General features: G+C 67.1%; 19 protein-coding genes, 1 tRNA gene and 1 pseudogene. 11 read left to right on the top strand and 10 right to left on the bottom strand.

What is annotated here, in order from left to right:
• Positions 1-12: 12 nt before the first annotated feature.
• The 9 genes and pseudogenes from Y590_RS21065 to Y590_RS21030 form a co-directional block, all read right to left on the bottom strand.
• Positions 13-468, bottom strand: coding sequence for a hypothetical protein (locus Y590_RS21065; protein ID WP_060771564.1), 456 nt, complete (start codon positions 466-468; stop codon positions 13-15).
• 112 nt (positions 469-580) lie between these two features.
• The gene (locus Y590_RS21060) at positions 581-1624 is read right to left on the bottom strand and encodes a hypothetical protein (RefSeq protein ID WP_060771563.1); all 1044 of its coding nucleotides are present in this window, start codon (positions 1622-1624) and stop codon (positions 581-583) included.
• A pseudogene (locus Y590_RS26615) lies at positions 1621-1794 on the bottom strand (MBL fold metallo-hydrolase RNA specificity domain-containing protein); the annotation flags it as partial. The gene Y590_RS21060 and the pseudogene Y590_RS26615, both read right to left, overlap by 4 nt.
• Complete coding sequence (locus Y590_RS21055; RefSeq protein WP_060771562.1) at positions 1755-2141, bottom strand: DUF6538 domain-containing protein; 387 nt, start codon at positions 2139-2141, stop codon at positions 1755-1757. The gene Y590_RS21055 and the pseudogene Y590_RS26615, both read right to left, overlap by 40 nt.
• 116 nt (positions 2142-2257) lie before the next feature.
• A tRNA-Gln gene (locus tag Y590_RS21050) sits at positions 2258-2331 on the bottom strand.
• Between the two features lie 222 nt (positions 2332-2553).
• The gene (locus Y590_RS21045) at positions 2554-3741 is read right to left on the bottom strand and encodes a CgeB family protein (protein ID WP_060771561.1); all 1188 of its coding nucleotides are present in this window, start codon (positions 3739-3741) and stop codon (positions 2554-2556) included.
• 181 nt (positions 3742-3922) lie between these two features.
• On the bottom strand, positions 3923-4741 hold the full coding sequence (locus Y590_RS21040) for a glycosyltransferase family 2 protein (RefSeq protein ID WP_003600127.1): 819 nt from the start codon (positions 4739-4741) through the stop codon (positions 3923-3925).
• Between the two features lie 93 nt (positions 4742-4834).
• Positions 4835-5596 carry a LuxR C-terminal-related transcriptional regulator gene (locus Y590_RS21035; RefSeq protein ID WP_060771560.1) on the bottom strand — a complete coding sequence of 254 codons (762 nt, stop codon included), beginning with the start codon at positions 5594-5596 and terminating at the stop codon, positions 4835-4837.
• Positions 5597-5789: 193 nt separating this feature from the next.
• Positions 5790-6440 carry a LuxR C-terminal-related transcriptional regulator gene (locus Y590_RS21030; protein WP_060771559.1) on the bottom strand — a complete coding sequence of 217 codons (651 nt, stop codon included), beginning with the start codon at positions 6438-6440 and terminating at the stop codon, positions 5790-5792.
• A gap of 682 nt (positions 6441-7122) precedes the next feature.
• Here Y590_RS21030 and Y590_RS21025 point away from each other — a divergent pair.
• Together Y590_RS21025 and Y590_RS21020 are read left to right on the top strand one after the other, a co-directional pair.
• The gene (locus Y590_RS21025; RefSeq protein WP_060771558.1) at positions 7123-8337 is read left to right on the top strand and encodes a sensor histidine kinase; all 1215 of its coding nucleotides are present in this window, start codon (positions 7123-7125) and stop codon (positions 8335-8337) included.
• A 1-nt stretch (position 8338) separates the two neighbouring features.
• Positions 8339-9049, top strand: coding sequence for a response regulator (locus tag Y590_RS21020; RefSeq protein ID WP_060771557.1), 711 nt, complete (start codon positions 8339-8341; stop codon positions 9047-9049).
• 448 nt (positions 9050-9497) lie between these two features.
• On the opposite strand, the gene Y590_RS21015 is transcribed toward Y590_RS21020, so the two are convergent.
• Complete coding sequence (locus Y590_RS21015) at positions 9498-10058, bottom strand: TetR/AcrR family transcriptional regulator (protein ID WP_060771556.1); 561 nt, start codon at positions 10056-10058, stop codon at positions 9498-9500.
• Between the two features lie 219 nt (positions 10059-10277).
• Here Y590_RS21015 and Y590_RS21010 point away from each other — a divergent pair, with 219 nt between their 5' ends.
• The 9 genes from Y590_RS21010 (at position 10278) to Y590_RS20970 (ending at position 22581) form a co-directional block, all read left to right on the top strand.
• On the top strand, positions 10278-11441 hold the full coding sequence (locus Y590_RS21010) for an efflux RND transporter periplasmic adaptor subunit (RefSeq protein WP_060771555.1): 1164 nt from the start codon (positions 10278-10280) through the stop codon (positions 11439-11441).
• Complete coding sequence (locus tag Y590_RS21005; RefSeq protein WP_060771554.1) at positions 11438-12577, top strand: efflux RND transporter periplasmic adaptor subunit; 1140 nt, start codon at positions 11438-11440, stop codon at positions 12575-12577. Before Y590_RS21010 ends, Y590_RS21005 begins: the two co-directional genes overlap by 4 nt.
• A 73-nt stretch (positions 12578-12650) precedes the next feature.
• Complete coding sequence (locus tag Y590_RS21000) at positions 12651-15713, top strand: efflux RND transporter permease subunit (protein WP_060771553.1); 3063 nt, start codon at positions 12651-12653, stop codon at positions 15711-15713.
• A 287-nt stretch (positions 15714-16000) separates the two neighbouring features.
• Positions 16001-17335 carry an MFS transporter gene (locus Y590_RS20995; RefSeq protein ID WP_060771552.1) on the top strand — a complete coding sequence of 445 codons (1335 nt, stop codon included), beginning with the start codon at positions 16001-16003 and terminating at the stop codon, positions 17333-17335.
• A 216-nt stretch (positions 17336-17551) separates the two neighbouring features.
• The gene (cyoA, locus tag Y590_RS20990) at positions 17552-18694 is read left to right on the top strand and encodes a ubiquinol oxidase subunit II (protein ID WP_245517625.1); all 1143 of its coding nucleotides are present in this window, start codon (positions 17552-17554) and stop codon (positions 18692-18694) included.
• A gap of 39 nt (positions 18695-18733) precedes the next feature.
• The gene (gene cyoB, locus Y590_RS20985) at positions 18734-20737 is read left to right on the top strand and encodes a cytochrome o ubiquinol oxidase subunit I (RefSeq protein ID WP_060771551.1); all 2004 of its coding nucleotides are present in this window, start codon (positions 18734-18736) and stop codon (positions 20735-20737) included.
• A gap of 47 nt (positions 20738-20784) precedes the next feature.
• The gene (gene cyoC / locus Y590_RS20980) at positions 20785-21393 is read left to right on the top strand and encodes a cytochrome o ubiquinol oxidase subunit III (protein WP_371688535.1); all 609 of its coding nucleotides are present in this window, start codon (positions 20785-20787) and stop codon (positions 21391-21393) included.
• Positions 21390-21794: a cytochrome o ubiquinol oxidase subunit IV gene (gene cyoD, locus Y590_RS20975; RefSeq protein ID WP_060771549.1), complete on the top strand. Its 405-nt coding sequence runs from the start codon at positions 21390-21392 to the stop codon at positions 21792-21794. The genes cyoC and cyoD overlap by 4 nt, the downstream gene beginning before the upstream one ends.
• A gap of 61 nt (positions 21795-21855) precedes the next feature.
• Positions 21856-22581 carry an SURF1 family protein gene (locus Y590_RS20970; protein WP_060771548.1) on the top strand — a complete coding sequence of 242 codons (726 nt, stop codon included), beginning with the start codon at positions 21856-21858 and terminating at the stop codon, positions 22579-22581.
• Positions 22582-22763 lie beyond the last annotated feature (182 nt).

Raw genomic sequence — 22763 nt, 5'->3', positions numbered from 1 at the left:
TATGGATTGCGGTCAGCGGCGGGTCAGCGCGCCTTCGAAGGCACAGGCAGGCCCGTGAAAATCGCCGCAGCCCTGCTCGTCCATGCGCACGCGCTTACGGTCTGCACCGAAGCGTAGGGTGATCTCGCAGGCCGCCTCCTCTCCCTTCAGGCTGAGCCTTAAAGTATTGGCATCGATCCGATCGGCAACGCCCGAGACGGTGCCCGAACAAGCGTTGGGAATGCCAGTGAAGGCATCGATCGAGTATGTGGCAGTCGATCCTGCCTTGCCATGCGGTGATACTTTGAGGGTGAGGCGACCTTCGCCTCGCCCCTGGTAGCGCCCTTCGAATGACGGGTTCGCCTGTGCGGGTGCCACAGCAACCGCGAGGAGCATGCTGAGGCTCAGCAAGGTCGAGGTCGGGCTCACCAGCCGGTGAAGGTGCGCCATTCGACGGGTCGAGGTGAGGCGATAAGACAGGCTGAGCATGACAAAGGGGTCTCTCGGACGCTCCGGGGAGCGATGGGAGGGATTCCCGTAACCCCCTCCCGAATTTACAGCCGAGCGCAGATTTCTGGTGCGGCCGGCAGTCGCGGTTCCCTTAGATCGCGTCATACGGCAGGTCGCTCGGACGACGGAAGGCGGCCGTGCCCCTTGCCGGCCGGCCGACGGCGTAAACCCGAAGCCCGTGCGTAACTGACAGTTCCTGGGTGATCGGGCGGACAGTGCTGTCTCGTGCGTCCGCATCGAAGCCGAACACGACGAGCCGCGGCTCGGGGTCGACCCGCAGGATGCGCGCGCCAGAGGCCACTTCATCGACGAGGGGATCGCGCTGCGGTAGGTCCGCGGCGTTCAGCCCGCAAGCAGCACCCGCCCCTCGGCGCAGCGCGCCGAGTTTGACAAGATCCCGGCACAGGGCTGGATAGCTATCGGCGAGGCGCTCGGCTTCCTGCTTGAGGGTGGCACGGTAACGCCTCATCTGTTCGACGATCGCTGGCGTTGTCTTGGAGCGCAAGGCAGGGTTGGTCGCGAGCTTTGCTTCGTGGAAGACGAGCCAGGCTTCGCCCGCCACTCCGCGCTCCTCCAGGCTCGCTGCGTCGAGCCGGTCCTGGCGGGGGCGTGCCGTCGCGGTCGTCTCGTAGGTGAGTTGTGCCGCCTCGATCTCCGCACCGTCCGGTTCCGCCGCCGCGTCGGCGACCGGCGCGCCTGCGAGCGCGATCTCGACGTCAACGACGTTCCGGCTGGCCTGCACGAGCACATGCAGGCCCGTTTTCTCCATGCCAGCGAGCGGAATGGCGGCCCGCTTCATCTCGGCGAGCGTCGCTGGCCCCTCGTAGCGGTTCCAGACCGCTTCCGCCGGCGCGCTCCCGAAGCTGCCGTCCTGGCCGATCCGTGCGTGGGCCTGGCGCTGGCGCAAGAGGTACTTCACGTGCGTCTCGGCGGCGACGCCCTCGCCGGCTGACGTGATCCGGAAGAGCGAGGCTCCGCGATAGTAGACGTTGAGCGACCGGTTCCGGACCGCGAGCAGCAGATCCGGGTCGGCCAGCACGTCGCGCCACCAGCTGCCATGCGGCGCGGTCGAGAGGGCTTCGAGTGCGGCGAGGAGGGGTTCGCCCAGGGCCCGATAGGGTGTCGGTTCGCTCATGCTGCCGTGTCCCACCACTGTCCGTCCTCTCGCAATGTGACGTTCGACCCGAACAGCGCTGGGAAGCGCTCCGGCATGAAGGTGTGGACCGGCACCAGTTGGCGCGGCGCGATCGCCGCGGCCAAGTGCTTTAGATCCGGGATGCTGGCGTGGCCCGAAGTGTGGGCGTGGCGGCCATCGCCGCGTACTGCGTGACTCGGGCCTCCCGTACGCCCTCGGGCAGCGGGCCCCGGGTCAGCCGCCCGGCGTTCTCGCCCGCCAGCATGATGTCGTAAAAGTCGCGGACGAGGCGGGCGATCTGGTCGTCGGTCAGCATCGGCGTAGCGCGCAGGGTCGAGAACAGCTCTTCCGCCGCCACGTATAGCCGACAGGCCATGAGCTTGGCAGCGCGGATATCGCCCGTGCCGAGGCTACGCACGAGTTCGTGGCGGCCGATGCGTCGCCGAAGGTCGGCCGGGATGCGGCGGCGGAAGTGGAAAGTGCGTCCGCGCTGGACGACGTTGGCGACGAAACCCAAACCGCGCTCCCGCCGTCTGCGCGGACGGCCTGTGTAGCAGCGGTGTGTAGCAAGGTGCTCAAACCGCAGGGCGGCTCAGCAAAATCGTCAGTGTCTACAATGGGTTAGGTCTTGCGTGGCTGGGGGACCTGGATTCGAACCAGGACTAGCGGAGTCAGAGTCCGCGGTTCTACCGTTAAACTATCCCCCACCGGAGCCGTCTCCGGCCCCGTCGAGAGAGGCCGGATGCAGGGAGGATCGCGTTGGCCGCCATCCCGCGCTCGGTGCTCGGGTCAGATAGGCTGTGACGAGCGTCGCGTCAACATGGATGCAGGCGTGATCATGTGGGTGAGGCTCGACGGCCACGGTGCCGGAGGCTGCCGGGTCTCGGGAGGGGGCGGTGGCGGTGCCAGCGCGCTCAGAAGCCCCCCGCTCAGTTCAGGGAGGGCTGCCGGTGACCGGCCTTCGCCGCGACGAGCGCCTTCTTCGGCGACGGCGCCGCCGTTCGAGGAGACGGGCCCAGCGCCAGCGTCTCGGCGATCACGTAGCGGGCCAGCGCGTCGAAGGTGTAGACCCGTTCGACCAAAGCCTGAGCTGCCGACGTCATCCGATCGACCCCCGCGTCGTCCGTGCGCAGCAGGTGGTCGAGGGCGCGTTCCAGATCCTCTTGCGGGTCGAGATAGAACCCCTCGCGGCCGTGCAGGAAGGGTTCGATGCCGGTCAGCGGGCGGGTATCGAAAATCGGCACGCTGCCCAGCGACGCGACCTCGTAATGCCGGTAGCAATCCCAGCCGACGCCGCCCGGCGACAGACAGAACCGGCTCCGGGTGATCGCCTCGGCGAAGGCTTCCGGGCTCAGGCGGTGCGTCGGCGCGTGGATGCGCCAGCCGCGGGCCGCCAATCGCGGCAGGACGCCGCCGACGGCCTCGCGGAAGGCGATCCCCTGCGCCGAGCCGGCGTAGAACAGATCGTAGCTGCGCGCGGAGGCCGGGATCGGGGCTTTCAGCGCCGACGCCTCGATCCCGAGGGCGAAGGGGCGCAGCTTGGCCCGCAGGGCGAGGCAGGCGGGATCCTGGCGGGCATGACCGGCGCAGGCCCCGCGGGGCAGCACCGTTTCGAGGGTGTTCCACGGATTGGCGGCCAACTCGCGCTTGAAGAACAGGTCGCAACGCCGGAGGAAGGCGCGGTCGCGCGGGTGGATCGTGAGATGGTCGGTCACGTCGAGGACCGCGAGCCGGACGCGGGGGCCGCGGGCGGCGAACAGGACGAGCCCGCGGAAGGCGAGCCCGATCAGGCTCAGGACTGCATGGACGGGGTAGGCATGCCCGGCGCTGTTGACCGGGCCGACACAACGGGCGACGACGATGTCGTAGTCCTGGACGAGGCAGGCCCGGCCGATGCCGGCCACCCGCTGCGCCAGCTTCAACAGGCGCAGCGGCAAGCTGCCGGAACGCGGCGCGCGGGTCCGCACGTCGGCCCAGCGCAGACGCGTGTCGAGGAAGGTCGTGCGCTCGGGGAAGGCGGCGGTCACGAGCGGCATCAGCCCGAATTCGAGAATCCGCGGAGGGCCGGGGAGGCCATCCGACGCCGCTAGGCGGGCGCGGTCGATCAGCGTCTCCATGGCGATTCCCTGGGCGGCTCCATGGCGGCTTCGGGGTCGGCATTGCGGCGCCCGCCCCGCGCCGGGACCGTGCCACCGGATCCGCGCGAACCGGGCGGCCTCCACCTCATGACGCCCGGGCGATGTCCGAGCAGGCGCCCTCCGTCATAGCGACGGGATCGCAAGGGCATCGCCTCGGACATCAGAAATGGGCGTGGGGCTGAAGCTTCAGCCGGCTGCGTCCGAGATCGAGCTGCTTGCTGACGAGCCAGTCCGGGTTGCGGGCGTTGAAGTAACCCTTCAGCGCGTAGCGCCAGAACAGCTCTTCCGCGCGGGAGGACGGTCCGTGCACCCCCTTCACCTGGGCGACTTCGCCCAGCGCCCGGGCCTTGTGGGCGAGGTTGGCGCTGTTGTTCTGCCCCGTGCGGCGGAAGCAGGCGACCGGCCGGCCGACGCGGGCATAGGGCTCCTGCGCCAGGGCACGGCAGAACATCTCGTAGTCGCCGCAATCCCTGAACGCGTAGTTGAACCCGCCGAGTTCGGCGTAGAAGTCCCGCGCGATATAGGTCGCCATGTGCATGACCGGGTTCCACCCGAGGCACACGAGCATGCGCGGCGTCATCCAGTTGGGTGGGGCGGCCAACCCGCCCAGGCCCCGGCCGCGCCCGTCGATCCAGCGGATCCCGCCGACGACCCAGCGCCGATGGCTGCCCTTGTAGGCCTCGACCACGGCCTCCAGGCCGCCTTCGAGCAGCACGTCGTCGGCGCCCAGGAAGCCGAGCAGCTCGCCCGAGGCAGCGAAGGACCCCTTGTTGATCGCGTCGAAGATGCCGCGATCCTTGCCCTGGAGCACGGTGGCGCCAAGGCTTTGCGCCAGTTCGACGGTACCGTCGGTGCTGCCCGCATCGACGATCACGTGCTCGACTTCGATGCCGTTGCGGGCGCTGGCCCGCGAGGATTCGATGCATTCACGTAAGTATTCGACACCGTTCAGCGTCGGGGTGACCACGGACACTTTCATGGCCGGCTTCCTCGTCTTTTGGCTGGCGATCGCGTTCGGGATCACGCGCGTCGGGGAGGGGCGGCGCCGGACCCTCGCGGCGCCGCACGATCGTCAGGCGACGGCCGCCAGGGCGCTGGAGAAGCCGTCACGGCCGGCGACGAGGGGGAGGGCTGGTACGAGGCTGCCGAACCGCTCGGTAGGGGCACAGCCGTTGGTGACGATACCCTTGTTCATCGCCCAGACCGCCGCCTGCGTCCGATTCTTCACCCGGACCTTGCGCAGGATCGCCTTGACGTGAACCTTGACGGTCGCTTCCGCGATATCGAGGTTGCGGGCGATGACCTTGTTGGACTCTCCCAGAGCCAGCCCTTCGAGGATGTTGACCTCCCGGCTCGAGAGGCTGGAGAGCGAGGTGCCGTCTGCCCGCTGCAGGCCGGTCAGGGCGGCGACCGGGCCGGGTGCGCGCACCGGTTCGAAGGCCAGGCACAAACGCCCGAGGAAACTCACCGGCAGCACCGCGCAATCGGCGATCACCACTTCCAGGGTCTTGAGGAGGTCGGCTGGAGAGACGTCCTCGGTCAGATAGGCCGAAGCGCCGAGTTGAAGGCTGCGCAGCATCAGCCCTTCGGTATCGCGCAGCGCGAGCGCCACGATCTTGACCTCGGGCAGCGCCTCGGCGACCTGCCCGACAATGCCCGCGGCCTCCTCATCGATGACGACGAGCGCCAGATGCGCCGCCTTGAGGCCGGACAGGTGAAGCGCCGGGCTGGCCGCGACCTGCCGCACCATGAAGCGGGTGCCGGAGAGAAGCGCAATCAAGCTTTCCCGGACCATGCGGTTGTCACTGACAATGAGCGTATCGATGTGTTCCATCGGAGCTACTCCCCTGATCTCCTGAAAACCTCCCGCGCCGGATCACCCTGACCGTCAGATTCTGTTCCGACCGTTCAAACGCACTTATTGTGCGTCGCAGAATGGTTAGGCACAAATTAACTAGACCGAATGGGAGGTGTCCTGTCATGTCAGAAAAAACTTGGACATCTCAACAAGGCGTATCCAGTTCGTACTAGGCTTTTCCCTTGAGAATGGTCGGCGCGAGCAGCGCAGCCTCGGTTCGATTTCTGACGCCGAGCATCCTGATCACGGCGGAAACGTGAATTTTTACGGTCGCCTCGGCGATACTCAGCGCGATCGCGATCTCTCGATTGGATAACCCCTTGCCGATCAGCGCCAGAACTTCGCGCTGGCGCAGGGTCAACCCGAACGTTCGCGCGCTGCGCTCCGGTTGCCGCAGCGCCGCCCCGGCATCCGGCGGCTTCACGGCCAGGATGGCGCTGGGGGCGTAGAGCCGGCCGTCGAGGGTGGTTCGGACCGCCTCGAGCATTTCCTCGTGGCGCTGGCGCCGAACGATCAATCCATGAAAGCCGAGGCTCAGGGCATCCTGGAACAGGTCGGCCGAGGCATGGGAGACGACGAGCAGGAGGCGTGCGGTGCCGGCCGCTCGCTTCAGGGCTCCGAGATAGGTCGGATCACCGGCCGGCAGGAGGCGCGATCCGACGATCACGAGGTCCGTCTTCAGCGGCGACCGGAGGCTATTGATCAATTCTGATGAATTGGAAACATCGACGACGATGATACCGCTCAAATTCAATTCCAGACTTCTCCGCAAGGAGATGCGGAAATTTCTTTGGTCATCTGCGATGATGATCCGCAACATAACTGAGAGTTAACTCCTTAGATTGTCGATCATCACTAAGAAAATTGTTATATTTGCAATGAATTCGCCCTAAACGCGTGAATTTATTTACATGCATTAAAAATTACAGTTTTCGATTGCGCCGCAATCATGGCAACGTCAACTCGAAAAAAATTCTGAATTATAGACGAATTTACAGACTCTCCCGCCTCGCAGCAGAGCTTTTCCATTCCAATGCTTAGCATGCAGGCCGCAACCAGCAAGTTTCTCTCAAGAGATTACCCGATATTGGCAAATATTATTTTGAATCACCGATTCTATCGTGAGTTCAATCCAGAAAATCCGCGACGCGACATCAATTGTGAATTGAATACGCCTTTCGAGCTATCAACAATGAGGTATCCGAGAAACACTTTTGTTATATACCGCGCCGCAGCAGAATCATATCGTACAACCTCACGGTCGCCTGGGCAGACTTAATCCGGTGTGTCGATCATAACCCGGATGGATCATGGCAACGGTGGGTAACGGGGGATTCCGGCGATGTCAGTAATCGCGGCGGGTGATGGCGGCTCGATCACGCCGCTGATGTACGAGTGTCGATGCCGAACGTTCTCGACACCTTTATCGCGCCCTCGCCGGCACCACGGAACAACACGCGTGGATGCACGGAGTCGGTGACGTGTCGAGGGGGGCCTCGTCGATGGATCCGTGTGTGGCGACGGCGTCCGGCTCGGAGCCGCTCGGCGCGGAAGCGGCGCGCGTCCTCGATTCGATCGATGACCCCGTCCTGGTCGTCGCCCGTTCAGGCCGCATCGCCTACGCCAACGATCCCGCCCGCTGGCTGCTGACGCGGGACGATCCGCCCCGGAACCCTGGGAGCGGCAAAACCTCACGCAACGGCACGTCATCGCCGACCGGCAAGACCTCGCTCATAGGCAGGGTCTCGACGGTGTTTCTGGCCCGGGCCAGGGCGACTCGGACACCGCTTCCCGGTGTGATCGCGATCAAGCGGGGAAGCGGGATACGCCGCTACCGCTGCCACGGCTTCCGCCTGAACCGGGAGGGGATCGACCCCCTGGTCCTCCTGCGGCTCCTGCCGACGCCGGAGATGCGCTTCAGCCTGCAGGCGACCGAGGCGGCGATGCTGCGGCGTGAACTCGCCGCGCGCGAGCGCCATCAGCGCAGCCAGCAGGCGCTGCTGCACGAGCGTGACCTCCTGCTGGCCGACTTGCGCAGCACCGTGCAGGCGCGTCTGCGCGCCGAACGCGACCGGGACGCGGTCCTCGCCCAACTCTACCGAGCGCATCAGGCCGAGCGGGAGCGGCTCGCCCGGGAACTCCACGACGAGGCCGGCCAGCAGCTCGCATGGCTGAAGCTTCAGCTCGACCGCCTGCGGCGCGCGCCCTCGCCGACGCATGTCGAGGCGATGCTGAAGCAGGTCGATGCGATCTCGGCCAGCCTGCGGCAGGTCGTTCGCGAGCTGCGCCCGGTCACCCTGATCGAACTCGGCCTCATCCTCGCCCTGGGCGGCCTCGTGCGCGAATGGTCCGACCAAAGCGCGATCCCCATCGACTTCCAGCTTTCGGGAGCCGCGGTCCGCCTCACGCCGGAGATCGAGGTGACGATCTTTCGGCTGGTGCAGGAAGCTCTCACCAACGTCGTCAAGCACGCGCCGGGCGCGCGCCACGTCTCCGTGACCCTGCAATACGCCAGCACGGGCGTCACCCTGGCGATCGAGGACGACGGGCCCGGGCTCGCCTGCGAGCAGGCGCCCGAGGCGCGGCGGGCGGGGGGCGGCTTCGGCCTTGCGGGCATGCGCGAGCGGCTGACCCTGCTCGGAGGAACTCTCATGATCGAATCGCCTCCCGGCGGTGGGACGACGATTCTGGCGCGATTGCCGCTGACAGGGGGATGATATGCGAACGGCGAAAGAACGGGTCAGGGTCGCCCTGATCGACGACCACCCGATCTTCAGAAGCGGCGTCCGCGGCCTGCTCGGTGAGACGGCCGGCATCGAGGTCGTCGGAGAGGCGAGCGACGGCCGGCACGCCCTGGATCTTGTCGGCAGAACCAAGCCCGACGTCGTCATCATGGACATCACCATGACCGGCATGAGCGGCCTCGCGGTGGCGCGTGCGCTCCGGGAAGTGGGCTCCGCGGTGCACATCGTCTTCCTGACGGTCAACGAAGACCTCGCCTTCGTCGACGAGGCGCTGACCGCGGGGGCCCAGGGCTATGTCCTGAAGCGTTCCGCCGGCACCAGCCTGCTGGAGGCCATCGAAGCGGTCGTGTTGGGCGGCCAGTACGTCGATGCCGAAATGCGCGCGCCGCCAGCGCCGCCCGACCGTACGGAAGCCGGCCCGCCCGCTCCGCATCCCGGCCAGGAGGGCGGCCTCACCGCACGGGAGCGCGAGGTGCTCCGGCTCATCGCCCTCGGCATGACGATGAAGGAGGTCAGTCTCGCCATGTCGATCTCGGCGGCCTCGGTCGACACCTACAAGATCCGCGGCTGCAAGAAGCTCGGCCTCCGGTCGCGCGCCAGCATCGTCCGCTTCGCGCTCGGGCAAGGCTGGCTCGAGACCGAGAACAGGCGATTGTCGTCGGATCGGCCACCGTCACTGATGTGAGTCTTCTCGAGAACCAGCGTTTCGATTGAGTGGCGTTGAGACCATTTCATGACCGGCACACCCGATCGTCCTGTGCGTCTCACTCGGCCCGAAGCGGGCAGCCGAAATTCGGCCGGCGACGGAATGCACCCGATGGGTCATCGATCATCGAGATCCTGCTGCTCCGCATGAACGGGGCGAGCACTTTCCTGCCTGGCGCTCTCTTGCTTATTGTCAGGGCCATTCTTCTCGCAGGCAGGGCCCATCGGCCCAAGCCGCCTGTTTGATCGAAGGCGATGCATCGCCTCAGCGGACATTCCTCGACGAGCGACACGCATCAGGGTTCAGGCGAAAGGGGCGGCTGAGGCTGGAGCCTTCCGATCATCCCATCCAGCCGAACGGCCCGCGACAAGCCCGCCCCCGTCTCACGGAGCCGGCTCAGCCAAGTTCCTGCTCACCCAAGTTCTGCTCAGCCAAGTTCCTGCGCCGCGCGTTCCAGCGCGCCCAGAAGCGGTTCGATCTGCGCGGCGCTCAGATCGTGGAAGCCGAGGGTGCGGCCCATCACGACGCCGAGCAGCGCGAAGAACAGGGCGGCCCCGACACCGGTCGGCCCCTCAGCAGCCTCGAACCGGGCGAGCCGCTCGGCCACGAACGCGCGGTAGCCGGCGAGCGCATCCGGATTCTCGACAGAGGCGAGGAGCAGGGCGCGACTGAACTCGTCCTCCTCACAGTAGCTGCGGCGCAGATGCTCGATCATGCCGAGCGCGAGCCCCGTCGCACCCGGGATCCGCTCGGCCTTGCAGGCGGCGATGCCGGTGCGCAGCTCCTCCAGCTTGCGGCCGACGAGGGCAAGGATCAGCGAATCCTTGGAGGCGTAATGGTGCAGCACGCCGCCCTTGCTGAGGCCCGCCTCGGTCGCCACGGCGTCGATGGTGAGCGCTCGCGCGCCGCCCCGGCGCAGCACCGCGCCTGCCGCGTCGAGAATCACTCCGGCACGGTCGTCGCGCCGGCTGCGCGTCTTCTGCGACATGATCGCCCCCGATCCCCGCCCCTGCACGCGACATCCAGCGTGCCAGACGAAACCACTGCCGTCGCTGATGTTTCGAGAGAAGCCGCAGGCGTCCCCCGAACCGGTCCGCTTAAAAACCGTCTGGACGGTCGGTAAGATAGGCGATAAGCCTGCGCCGCGAAAGCCGTCCTCCCACGAATCGGCCGTATGCCCCGTCCCCGCCGTCCGGAAACTTGGCCGATGTCCCCCCGGCTCCTCCCCCTCCTGACCGCCACCGCCCGCACGGCGGCCTTGTCGGCCCTCCTCGTGACGGCGGCCTTTCCGGCGGATGCGCCCGCGAACTCCGCCATCCCGGACGCGGAGAACCCGTCCGTCGTGCTGGTGCGGGTCGTGACGGCGAAAATGGGTCCTGTCACTTCGGATGTGGTGCTCACCGGCGACATCCAGGCCCAGGCCCAGACCAACGTCGCCTTCCGCACCAACGGCAAGGTCGCCGAACGCCGTGTCGAGGTCGGCGATCACGTCACCGCCGATCAGGTGCTCGCGGTGCTGGAGCCGCTGACGCAGAGGGCGAACCTCGACAACGCCCGCGCCGCCCTGGTCTCGGCGGAGGCGCAGCTCACCCAGGCCAAGGTGACCTTCGAGCGTCAGAAGCAGCTCATCAGCGGCGGCTACACCACACGCCCGTCCTACGACAACGCCGAGCAGCAGTTGCGCACGTCCCAAGCCGCGGTCGATTCGGCCAGGGCGGCGCTCGGCACCGCCGAGGAACAGCTCTCCTACACCGAGCTGCGCGCAGGCGTACCCGGCATCGTCCTGAGCCGTACCTTCGAGGTCGGGCAGGTGGTGCAGGCGGGCCAAGCCGTGATGGTGCTGGCCCAGGACGGCCCGCGCGACGCGGTGTTCAACGTCTACGAGGCGCTGACGGCCAACCCGCCCAGCGACAAGACGATCCACGTCACGCTCCAGTCCGATCCCAAGGCGGCGGCGACGGGTCACGTGCGCGAAATCTCGCCGACGGTGGATGCGGCGAGCGGTACGGTCCGCGTCAAGGTCGGGCTGGACTCGACCCCGCCCGCGATGTCGCTCGGCTCCGTGGTGATCGGGCGGGGCCGCTTCGCCTCGCGCGAGGCCGTGGTGCTGCCCTGGTCGGCGCTCTACCGCTCCGACGACCGGCCGGCGGTGTGGATCTACGATTCCACCGCCCGCACGGTCTCGATCCGCGGCGTCGAGATCGACCGCTACGGCTTCGACGACATCGTCCTGAAGGGCGGCGTCAGGCCCGGCGAAACGGTGGTGGTCGCCGGCATCCCGTTCCTGCGCCCCGGCCAGCACGTCGCGCTGGCGACCCAGGACGCCGCGCAGGACTCCACGAAATCCGCGGCGGGGGAGGGCGGACGATGAGGCGTAGGCTCCTGGTCTGCGCCGTCATTGCCGGCGCCGTTCCGCTCACCGCCTGCCAGCCGTCGCAGGAGGCGCCCGCGCCGCCGCCCGTGCGGCCGGTTCTGACCACCCTGGCACAGCCCACCGACAGCGTGATCTTCGGCCCCTTCGCCGGCACGGTCGAGCCGCGCTACCAGTCGCAACTCGGTTTCCAGATCGGCGGCCGGGTGGTGGCGCGCGACGTCACCGTCGGCGACGTCGTGAAGAAGGGCCAGCGCCTCGCGGCCCTCGACCCGATCGTCTCGCGGTTCGACCTCAGCCGCGCCGAGGCGGAACTGTCCGATGCCAAGGCCCAGGCCGAGAACGCGACGGCCACCGAGGCGCGCACGCGGCGCCTGATGGAGGGCGGAAACGTCACCCAGGCCCAGCTCGACGCAGCGGTGGCCCGGCGCGACACCGCCCAGGCCCGCCTCGCCCAGGCCGGGGCCAGCCTTCAGAAGGCCCGCGACCAGATCGGCTACACCGAACTGCATGCCGATTTCGACGGCGTCGTCACCCAGCGGCTCGCCGAGATCGGGCAGGTCGTGAGCCCCGGGCAGGGGATCGTGACGCTGGCCCGGCCCGAGACCCGCGAGGCCGTGGTCGACATCCCCGAGACGCTGGCCGGCGCCATGCCGAAGGACGGGCTGTTCACGGTGGTGCTCCAGAGCGCGCCGGAGATCACCGCCCGCGGCCGGGTGCGCGAGGTCGCCCCCTTCGCCGAATCCGGCACCCGCACCCGCCGCGTCCGCCTGACCCTGGAGGAGCCCGGCCCCGCCTTCCGGCTCGGCGCGACCATCACCGTCGCACTGGAGCGCCGCATCGAGCGCCGCTTCGTCCTGCCGGCCACCGCGCTCCTCGACGCCGATGGGCGCCGCTCGGTCTGGATCGTGCCGGAAGCCGACAAGCGCGGAGACGATAAGGCGGGCGGGCAAGGTGGCGAATCAGGCGACCGGCACGTCGAACGCCGCGACGTGACCCTCGACGGAGACCGGCCGGACGGAAACGGGCGCATCGCCGTGCGCACGGGGTTGATGCCCGGCGAGCGGGTGGTGGTCGCGGGCGCCCATTCCCTGCGGGACGGCCAGGCCGTCCGGCTGGCCGACGACCGGAACTGAGCCGGACCCCGGCAAGGGATTCGATCCGGCAAGGGATTCGACCCGGCAAGAAATTCTGCAAAGGTTTCCGCGCGTGAAGGACTTCAACCTTTCGGATTGGGCGCTCGGCCACCGTTCGCTGGTCTGGTTCCTGATGCTCGTCTGCCTCGTGGCGGGCGTGATGGCCTATTCGCGCCTCGGCCGGGAGGAGGACCCGCCCTTCGCCATCAAGACCATGGTGGTCCAGGCGAGCTGGCCCGGCGCCACGATCAAGGACACCCTCGATCAGGTCACGGACCGGATCGAGAAGGAACTCCAGCAGATCAACGCGCTCGATTACGTCCGCAGCTACACCACGCCGGGTCAGGCGACGGTGTTCGTGCAGTTCCGCGACACGACGAAGAAGGAAGAGATCCAGCCCGCCTTCTACCAGGTGCGCAAGCGGCTGGGCGACATCCAGCACACCTTCCCGCAAGGCGTGCAGGGGCCGAGCTTCAACGACGAGTTCGGCGACGTCTACGGCAACGTCTACGCCTTCACCGCCGACGGGCTGACCCACCGGCAATTGCGTGACTACGTCGAGGGCGTGCGCACCGAGATCCTCAAGGTGCCCAATATCGGCAAGACGCTGCTGATGGGCGTGCAGGGCGAGACGATCTATCTCGACTTCTCCACCCGCAAGCTCGCGGGCTACGGCATCGACATCCAGGCGCTGATCAAGGCCCTGCAATCGCAGAACGCCGTGGCCGCCTCGGGCGTGGTTCAGGCGGGACCGGAGCGGGTCTCCCTGCGCGTGAGCGGACAGTTCTCCTCCGAAGACTCGCTGCGCAACGTGAATCTCCGCTTCAACGACCGCTTCTTCCGCCTCGCGGACGTCGCCGAGATCTCCCGCGGCTACGAGGACCCGCCGGCCGCCCTGTTCCGCGTCGGCGGCAAGCCGGCGATCGGGCTGGCCATCGCCATGCGCCCCAACGCCAACCTGCTCAAGTTCGGCGAGGATCTGAAGGAACGCATGCACGTCGTCGAGGGCAAGCTGCCCATCGGCGTCGGCATCCACCTCGTCTCCGATCAGCCCAAGATCGTCGAGGAAGCGGTCGGCGGCTTCACCAAGGCCTTGGTCGAGGCGGTCGTCATCGTGCTGGTGGTGAGCTTCGTCAGCCTGGGGCTTCGCGCCGGGCTCGTGGTCGCGGTCTCGATCCCGCTCGTGCTCGCCATCGTCTTCGTGGTCATGCAGATCATGGGCGTGACGCTGCAGCGCATCTCGCTCGGCGCCCTCATCATCGCGCTCGGCCTGCTCGTCGACGACGCGATGATCACCGTCGAGATGATGGTGGCCCGCCTCGAACTCGGCGACAACCTGAAGAAGGCGGCGACCTTCGCCTACACCTCCACCGCCTTCCCGATGCTCACCGGCACGCTGGTGACGGTGGCGGGCTTCCTGCCGATCGGCTTCAACGGCTCGTCGGCGGGCGAGTACACCTACTCGCTGTTCGTGGTGATCGCCGCCTCGCTGCTGGTCTCCTGGGTGGTCGCGGTGCTGTTCGCACCGCTTCTCGGGGTCACCATGCTGCCCAAGGCCATGAAGCACCATTCCGAGCGGCAGGGCCTGTTCACCCGCGCCTTCATGGCGGTCCTCCGGGTCGCGATGCGGCTGCGCTGGATCACGGTGATCCTGTGCGTCGCGCTGATGGGCCTCGCCGTGGTCGGGATGGGCCATGTGCAGCAGCAGTTCTTCCCGTCCTCCGACCGCTCCGAGGTGCTGGTCGATCTGACGCTGCCACAGAACGCCACCATCACCGAGACGCGGGCGCAGATGGACCGCTTCGAGGCGCACCTGAAAGACGACCCCGACATCGAGCGCTGGTCTTCCTATGTCGGCCAGGGCGCGGTGCGCTTCTACCTGCCGCTGGACCAGCAGCTCGCCAACGCCTTCTTCGGGCAGATCGTGATCGTCACGAAGTCGCTGGAGATCCGGGATCGGGTCATCACGCGGCTACAGAAGATCGGCCGGCATGACTTCGTCGGCACCGACATTCTGGTGCAGCCGCTCAATCTCGGCCCCCCCGTCGGGCGCCCGATCCAGTACCGCCTCTCCGGGCCCGACGTGCAGGAGGTGCGCCGCCTCGCTCTCAAGCTCGCCGACGTGGTGGCCACCGACAAGCGCCTCGCGGCCCCGACCTTCGACTGGAACGAGCCCGGCAAGGTGCTGCGCGTCGAGATCCTGCAGGACAAGGCGCGCCAGCTCGGCGTCACCAGCCAGGACATCGCCGGCATCCTCAACGGCGTCGTCGGCGGACAGGCGATCACGCAGGTGCGCGATTCGATCTACCTCGTGAACGTGGTGGGCCGGGCGCGCACGGTGGAGCGCACCTCGCTCGACACGCTTCAGAGCCTTCAGGTCGCCCTCTCCAACGGCTCGGTCGTGCCGATCCTGGCCTTCGCCAGGATCGACTACGACCTCGAACAGCCGATCGTCTGGCGCCGCGACCGGGTGCCGACGCTGACGGTGCGCGCCACCATCACCGATGCGACCCAGCCGCCCACCGTCGTCGCCGCGTTGCAGCCCGCCATCGACGCCTACGTCAAGGCGCTGCCGGAGGGCTACACGCTGGCGATCGGCGGCGCGGTGGAGGAGGCCGGCAAGGGTCAGGGTCCGATCGCAGCGGTCGTGCCGGTGATGCTGCTGGCCATGGCCTTCTTCCTGATGATCCAGCTCCAGAGCTTCCAGAAGCTCTTCCTGGTCTTTTCCGTCGCGCCGCTCGGCTTGATCGGCGTCGTCCCGGCCCTGCTGCTGTTCGACAAGCCGATGGGCTTCGTCGCCATCCTCGGCATCCTGGCGCTGATCGGCATCATCGTGCGCAACGCCGTGATCCTGGTGAGCCAGATCGAGGAATGCGAGGCGGAGGGGATGGCGCCGTGGGATGCCGTGGTCGAGGCCACCCGCCACCGGATGCGGCCGATCCTGCTCACGGCGGCGGCGGCGAGCCTCGGATTGATCCCGATCGCCCGTGAGGTGTTCTGGGGGCCGATGGCCTACGCCATGATCGGCGGCATTCTGGCGGCGACCGCCCTGACCCTGCTGTTCCTGCCCGCGCTCTATGTCGGCTGGTACAGGATCAGGCCGCCCTCGCGCGACGCGGCAGCGCCCGGCCCTTGAAGCCGGGCAGGCCGGCAGGGGCGATCCTCGCGCCGGTGCCGATCGCATCCCGCGGATCGGAGACGATCGCGGACCGATGAAACCAGTTCTATTATGCATCTCACGCGCTTCGATTGGCGATTTCTGCGCTTGAGCGCATGATCTCTGCCTTCGCTGCATAGCCGTCCTGTGCGGCATCGCGCGTCGCCAAAACCTCTTTGCGGATGTCAAGCCATCCGCTAGGCACTTCCCGAACGCCCCGCCAAGGCGGCGGCTCCGATCACCTTCAGGCGAGCCGGCTGCCCGCGATGACCACCGACCACGCCACGGCCAATTCTCACCCGCTCGAGCGCGACGCGCAGGCGGCCATGAGCCACCACCACGTCAGCCCCAACGACATCGCGCTCGGCGTGGTGATCGGGCGGGCCTCGGAATATTTCGACTTCTTCGTGTTCGGCATCGCCTCGGTGCTGGTGTTCCCGAAGGTGTTCTTCCCCTTCGTCGACCCGCTCAAGGGCACGCTCTACTCGTTCGCCATCTTCGCGCTGGCCTTCATCGCCCGCCCGCTCGGGTCGATCTTCTTCATGTGGGTCCACAAGCGGCACGGACGCGGCGTGAAGCTCACCATCGCCCTGTTCCTGCTCGGCGGCTCGACCGCGGCGATCAGCTTCCTGCCGAGCTACAATTCGATCGGCGTCGTCGCCATCGAGCTGCTCGCGGTGCTCCGGATCGCGCAGGGCTTCGCGCTCGGCGGCGCCTGGGACGGGATGGCCTCGCTGCTCGCCCTCAACGCGCCGCGGGAGCGCCGCGGCTGGTACGCGATGATCCCGCAGCTCGGCGCGCCGTTCGGTTTCATGGTGGCGAGCGCGCTGTTCGCGTTCTTTTCCGTCAACCTGACCCCTGAGGATTTCACCGATTGGGGCTGGCGCTTCCCGTTCTTCTGCGCCTTCACCATCAACGTCGTGGCCCTTTTCGCGCGGCTCCGGCTCGTCGCCACCCCCGAGTTCACCCGGCTTCTCGACAAGGGTCGGCTGGAGCCCGTCAGCGTCATCGATCTCGCCCGCCACCACGCCCTCGACGTCTGGATCGGCGCCTTCGTGCCGCTGGCGAGCTTTGCCCTGTTCCACCTCGTCACGATCTTCCCGATCGCTTGGCTCGCCCTGTCGAGCGAGCGCTCGGCCGGCGACTTCCTGATGGTGCAGTTCTCCGGCGCCATGGTTTGCGCCGGCGCGATCGCGGCCTCCGGGCTGATCGCCGACCAGATCGGGCGCCGGAACATGCTGCTCATCAGCGCCGGGCTGATCGCCGTATTCGCCTGCGGCAGCATCCTGGCGCCGCTGATCTTCGGCGAGAACGCCATCGGCCAGACGATCTACGTCAATATCGGCTTCATGCTGCTCGGTCTGTCCTACGGCCAGACCGCCGGCGCCGTGACCTCGCGGCTCGGGGCGCGCTACCGCTACACCGGAGCGGCGCTCACCTCCGACCTCGCCTGGCTGTTCGGCGCGGGCTTCGCTCCCCTCGTGGTGCTCTACCTCTCCACCGAGTACGGGCTCGCGATGGTCGGCGTGTACCTGCTGTCGGGCGCCCTGGCGACGCTGCTCGCGCTCGCGCTCGACCGCTCCGAGATGCGCCAGATGTGAGTTTGGCCCCGCGGGCGAGGCGTCCGTCTCGCCGCGGGACCGGGAGTGCTTTCCGACGAACGATGGCTGCCGGTTCGGCGAGACAATGCGCGTCACAACAAGGTCCCGGAGATGCCGAGCCGACACCGCCGGCTCGGCATCTCCGGAGAGAAACGAACCGCCGCCACGCGGGAAGTCACCCGCGCGGCCCTTGCGATGGAACGAAGATTCGTGGCCATGACCGCCGACCGTTCATTGAGAGCCCGTGCCGGGGCCGGCTCCGCGGGCCGGATCCTCCGGGGTCTCGTCCTCCTGCCGCTGTTCGGCCTGCTCGCCGGCTGCAACCTCGTGGTGATGCAGCCCTCCGGCGACATCGCCATGCAGCAGCGCAACCTCGTCCTCGCCTCCACGGGGCTGATGCTGCTCATCATCATCCCGGTGATCGTGCTGACCCTGCTGTTCGCATGGCGCTACCGCGCGTCGAACACGGCGGCCCGCCACGACCCCGACTGGGACCACTCGACCGGGCTCGAAGTGGTGATCTGGACCGCGCCGCTGATGATCATCATCGCGCTCGGCGCGCTGACCTGGATCAGCACCCACACCCTCGACCCGTTCCGGCCGCTCTCGCGCATCGAGCCCGGCAAGCCGATCGCGGCGGAGGTGAAGCCGCTGGAGGTGCAGGTCGTCGCCCTCGATTGGAAGTGGCTGTTCTTCTATCCCGAATACAATGTCGCGACGGTCAACGAGCTGGCCGCGCCGGTGAACCGGCCGATCAGCTTCAAGATCACCGCCTCCTCGGTGATGAACGCCTTCTACATCCCCGCGCTCGCCGGCATGATCTACGCCATGCCCGGCATGCAGACGCAGCTTCACGCCGTGATCAACAAGCCGGGCGCCTATGACGGGCTGTCGTCGCACTACAGCGGCACCGGCTTCTCGCGCATGACGTTCAAGTTCCACGGGCTCGACGGCGACGGCTTCGACCAGTGGATTGCCAAAGTGAAGCAGCAGGGTTCGGAATTGAGCCGTGATGCCTATCTCGAACTCGAGCGCCCGAGCGAGCGCGTTCCCGTCATCTACTACGCCTCGTTCGCCGACGGACTCTTCGGCAAGATCGTCGGCATGTGCGCCGTGCCCGGCAAGATGTGCATGCACGAGATGATGACCATCGACGCCAAGGGCGGCGCCGGCAAAGAGAGCCGAGAGAACGCCGAGCGGCTTCAGTACGACAACCGCCACACGCAGCGTGGCGACGAAGCCCCGGGGGCGACGACCCCGGCCTCGCACCGCGGGCCCAAGAGCGAGTCGCCCGACGGCGGGAAGAATCACGAGGGGAGCGGCCAAGGCCACTCCGCTCCCGACCAGACCAACAACTGATCCGTCGCCGCCTCAGGATTTACGGACGAGTTTCAACCCATGTTCGCAAACACGGACCTGCAGCAGCTGCTGTTCGGGCGCCTCTCCCTGGAGGACATCCCGTTCCACGAACCGATCCTGCAAGTGACCTTCGCAGGCGTCGCCGTGGCCGGGATCGCGGTGCTCGCCGCCATCACCTATTTCCGCTTCTGGGGTCCGCTCTGGCGCGACTGGTTGACCTCGGTCGATCACAAGAAGATCGGCATCATGTACGTCATCCTGGCGCTCGTGATGCTGCTGCGCGGCTTTGCCGACGCGCTGCTGATGCGCTCGCAGCAGGCGATCGCGTTCGGCGCCAACGAGGGCTACCTGCCGCCGCACCACTACGATCAGATCTTCACCGCCCACGGCGTGATCATGATCTTCTTCGTGGCGATGCCGTTCGTCACCGGCCTGATGAACTACGTCGTGCCGCTGCAGATCGGCGCGCGCGACGTCGCCTTCCCGTTCCTGAACAACTTCTCGTTCTGGATGACGGTGTCCGGCGCGGTCACGATCATGATCTCGCTGTTCGTCGGTGAGTTCGCCCGCACCGGCTGGCTCGCCTACCCGCCGCTCTCGGGCGCGGACATGAGTCCGGGGGTCGGCGTCGACTACTACATCTGGGGCCTGCAGATCGCGGGCATCGGCACGACGTTGTCCGGCATCAATCTGGTCGCGACCATCGTGAAGATGCGCGCGCCCGGCATGTCGATGATGAGGCTGCCGATCTTCACCTGGACCTCGCTGTGCACGAACGTGCTCATCGTGGCCGCCTTCCCGATCCTCGCCGCCGTTCTCGCGCTGCTGAGCCTCGACCGCTACGTCGGCACGCACTTCTTCACGAACGACCTCGGCGGCAACCCGATGATGTACTTCAACCTCATCTGGATCTGGGGGCACCCGGAGGTCTACATCCTCATCCTGCCGGCCTTCGGCGTGTTCTCCGAGGTCACCTCGGCCTTCAGCGGCAAGCGCCTGTTCGGCTACACCTCGATGGTCTACGCGACCGTCGTCATCACGATCCTGTCCTACCTCGTGTGGCTGCACCACTTCTTCACGATGGGTTCGGGCGCCAACGTGAACTCGTTCTTCGGCCTCACGACGATGATCATCTCGATCCCGACGGGCGCGAAGATCTTCAACTGGCTGTTCACGATGTATCGCGGCCGGATCCGCTTCGACGTGCCGATGCTCTGGACGGTGAGCTTCATGGTCACCTTCACCATCGGAGGCATGACCGGCGTGCTGCTCGCCGTGCCCCCGGCCGATTTCGTGCTGCACAACTCGCTGTTCCTGATCGCGCACTTCCACAACGTGATCATCGGCGGCGTGCTGTTCGGCATGTTCGCCGGCGTGAACTACTGGTTCCCGAAGGCCTTCGGCTTCAAGCTCGACGAGTTCTGGGGCAAGGTCAGCTTCTGGTTCTGGACCATCGGCTTCTACGTCGCCTTCATGCCGCTCTACGTTCTGGGGCTCATGGGCGTGACCCGCCGTGCCCAGCACTTCGACGACCCGTCGCTGCAGATCTGGTTCGTGATCGCCGCCATCGGCGCCGGTCTGATCGCGCTGGGCATCGGTGCGATGATCGTCCAGTTCGCGGTCTCGATCAAAAACCGCGAGGCGTTGCGCGACGTGACCGGCGATCCGTGGAACGGCCGGACCCTCGAATGGGCCACCTCCTCGCCGCCGCCGGACTACAACTTCGCCTTCACGCCCGTGGTGCACAGCCTCGACGCGTGGTGGGACATGAAGGCTCGCGGCTTCCAGCGGCCGCTCTCGGGCTACAAGCCGATCCACATGCCCAAGAACACCGCCACCGGCGTGATCCTGGGCGTGGTCAGCATCGCCTTCTCCTTCGCGATGATCTGGTACATCTGGTGGCTTGCAGCCCTCACCTTCGTGGCGATGCTGGCGATCACGATCGCCCATACCTTCAACTACAACCGCGACTTCTACATCCCCGCCGAGACGGTCCGCCTGACCGAGCAGCGGCGGACGGAAACGCTGGCGGCGCGGGTCTGAGCAGCATCATGGCAACGCACGCGACCCACACCCTCGTCGGCGACCGGATGTCCGGCGCCGACGTGCCGGACTTCCTCGATCTCGAGGGCGAGCATCACCCGGAAGGGGGCACGATGCTCGGCTTCTGGATCTATCTGATGAGCGACTGCCTCATCTTCGCAGTCCTGTTCGCCACCTACGCCGTGCTCGGCCGCAGCTACGCGGCCGGGCCCTCGCCCAAGGATCTGTTCGACCTGCCCATCGTGGCGGTGAACACGTCGATGCTGCTGTTCTCCTCCATCACCTATGGCTTCGCCATGCTGGCGATGGAGAAGGACGACCTCGCCAAGACCCAGATCTGGCTCGCAATCACCGGCCTGTTCGGCGCGGCCTTCGTCGGGCTCGAACTCTACGAGTTCGCCCACCTGATCCACGAAGGCGCCACGCCCCAGCGCAGCGGCTTCCTGTCCGCGTTCTTCACCCTGGTCGGAACCCACGGCCTGCACGTCACCTTCGGCCTGATCTGGCTCGTCACGCTGATGATCCAGACCCGGCTCAAGGGCCTCGTTGCGGAGAACAAGCGCCGGCTGATGTGCCTGTCGATGTTCTGGCACTTCCTCGACGTCATCTGGATCGGCGTCTTCACCTTCGTGTACCTGATGGGAGTCCTGCAATGAGCGGGGCAGCGCACGCCGACGATCACGGCCATGACGGCCATGGGCACGACGGCCATGGGCAGGACGCCCACGGTCACGGCTCCTTCAAAGACTACGTCACGGGCTTCGTGCTCTCCGTCATCCTGACGGCGATCCCGTTCTGGCTGGTGATGGGCGACGTGCTGGGCGACAAGCTCGTCACCGGCGTCGTCATCCTCGGTCTGGGCGCGGTGCAGATCGTGGTTCACATGATCTACTTCCTGCACATGAACACGAAATCGGAGGGCGGCTGGACCTTCATGGCGCTGATCTTCACGATCACCCTCGTGGTCATCACCCTGTGCGGGTCGATCTGGGTCATGCACCACCTCAACACCAACATGATGCCGGTCTCGGCCGAGGAGATGCGTCACGCTCCCTGACGCATCCCGGCAACCCGACGCTCCGCTGCCTGCCGCCCCGGCAACGGTTCGGCGGCGCCCGTTGCTCGTCCGGCTCGCACTGATCCTGGCGGGCCTTGCGGTGACGGGCGTCTTCCTCGGCCTCGGCACGTGGCAGGTCGAGCGCCGGATCTGGAAGCTCGACCTGATCGACCGGGTCGAAGCCCGCATCCGTGCCGAGCCCGCGCCCGCACCGGGGCCGGAGGAATGGGCCGGTCTCACGGCCGCCTCCGCCGAGTACCGGCGGGTCCGGCTCACCGGGCGCTTCGCTTACGATCGTGCCACGCTGGTCCAGGCCGTGACGGCGCGCGGCGCCGGTTTCTGGGTGCTGGTGCCGCTCGTGACCGACCGCGGCTTCACCGTCCTCGTCAACCGCGGCTTCGTGCCGGCGGAGGCCCGCGAGCGTACGGCCCGTGCCGCGGGTGAGCCGGACGGGGACGTGACGGTCACGGGCCTGTTGCGCCTGACCGAGCCCGGCGGCGGCTTCCTGCGCCACAACGATCCGGCGGGCGACCGCTGGTACTCCCGCGACGTCGCGGCCATCGCCGCCGCCCGCGGGATCGACGGCACGCCGAATGAGGTCGCGCCCTATTTCGTGGATGCCGACGCGGCACCCAATCCCGGCGGCCTGCCGGTCGGCGGCCTCACGGTGGTGGCCTTCCACAACAACCATCTCGTCTACGCGCTGACATGGTACGCCCTCGCGCTGATGACCGCCGCGGCCCTCATCTACGCCCTGAGAGGGTCTCGCAAGATGCCGCGTCGATGACGGACGTCCTCTGACGGCATCACGGGGTATTGTGCCGGGTCATACACGGATGACGTGCGGCGACCGATCATTTGAAAATTATTTTTCACATTTTATTCCCGGATCTGTATCGATTCGACGGCAGAGGTTGTTAACTCTCTTTACACCGTTCGCCGCAGCGATTCGCGGTAGACCTTGCCGCG

Source organism: Methylobacterium sp. AMS5 (assembly GCF_001542815.1).
In the GTDB taxonomy this organism is placed as follows: domain Bacteria; phylum Pseudomonadota; class Alphaproteobacteria; order Rhizobiales; family Beijerinckiaceae; genus Methylobacterium.
Note: the sequence above shows the minus strand (reverse complement) of the source record. Positions and strands in the feature narration are given on the sequence as shown.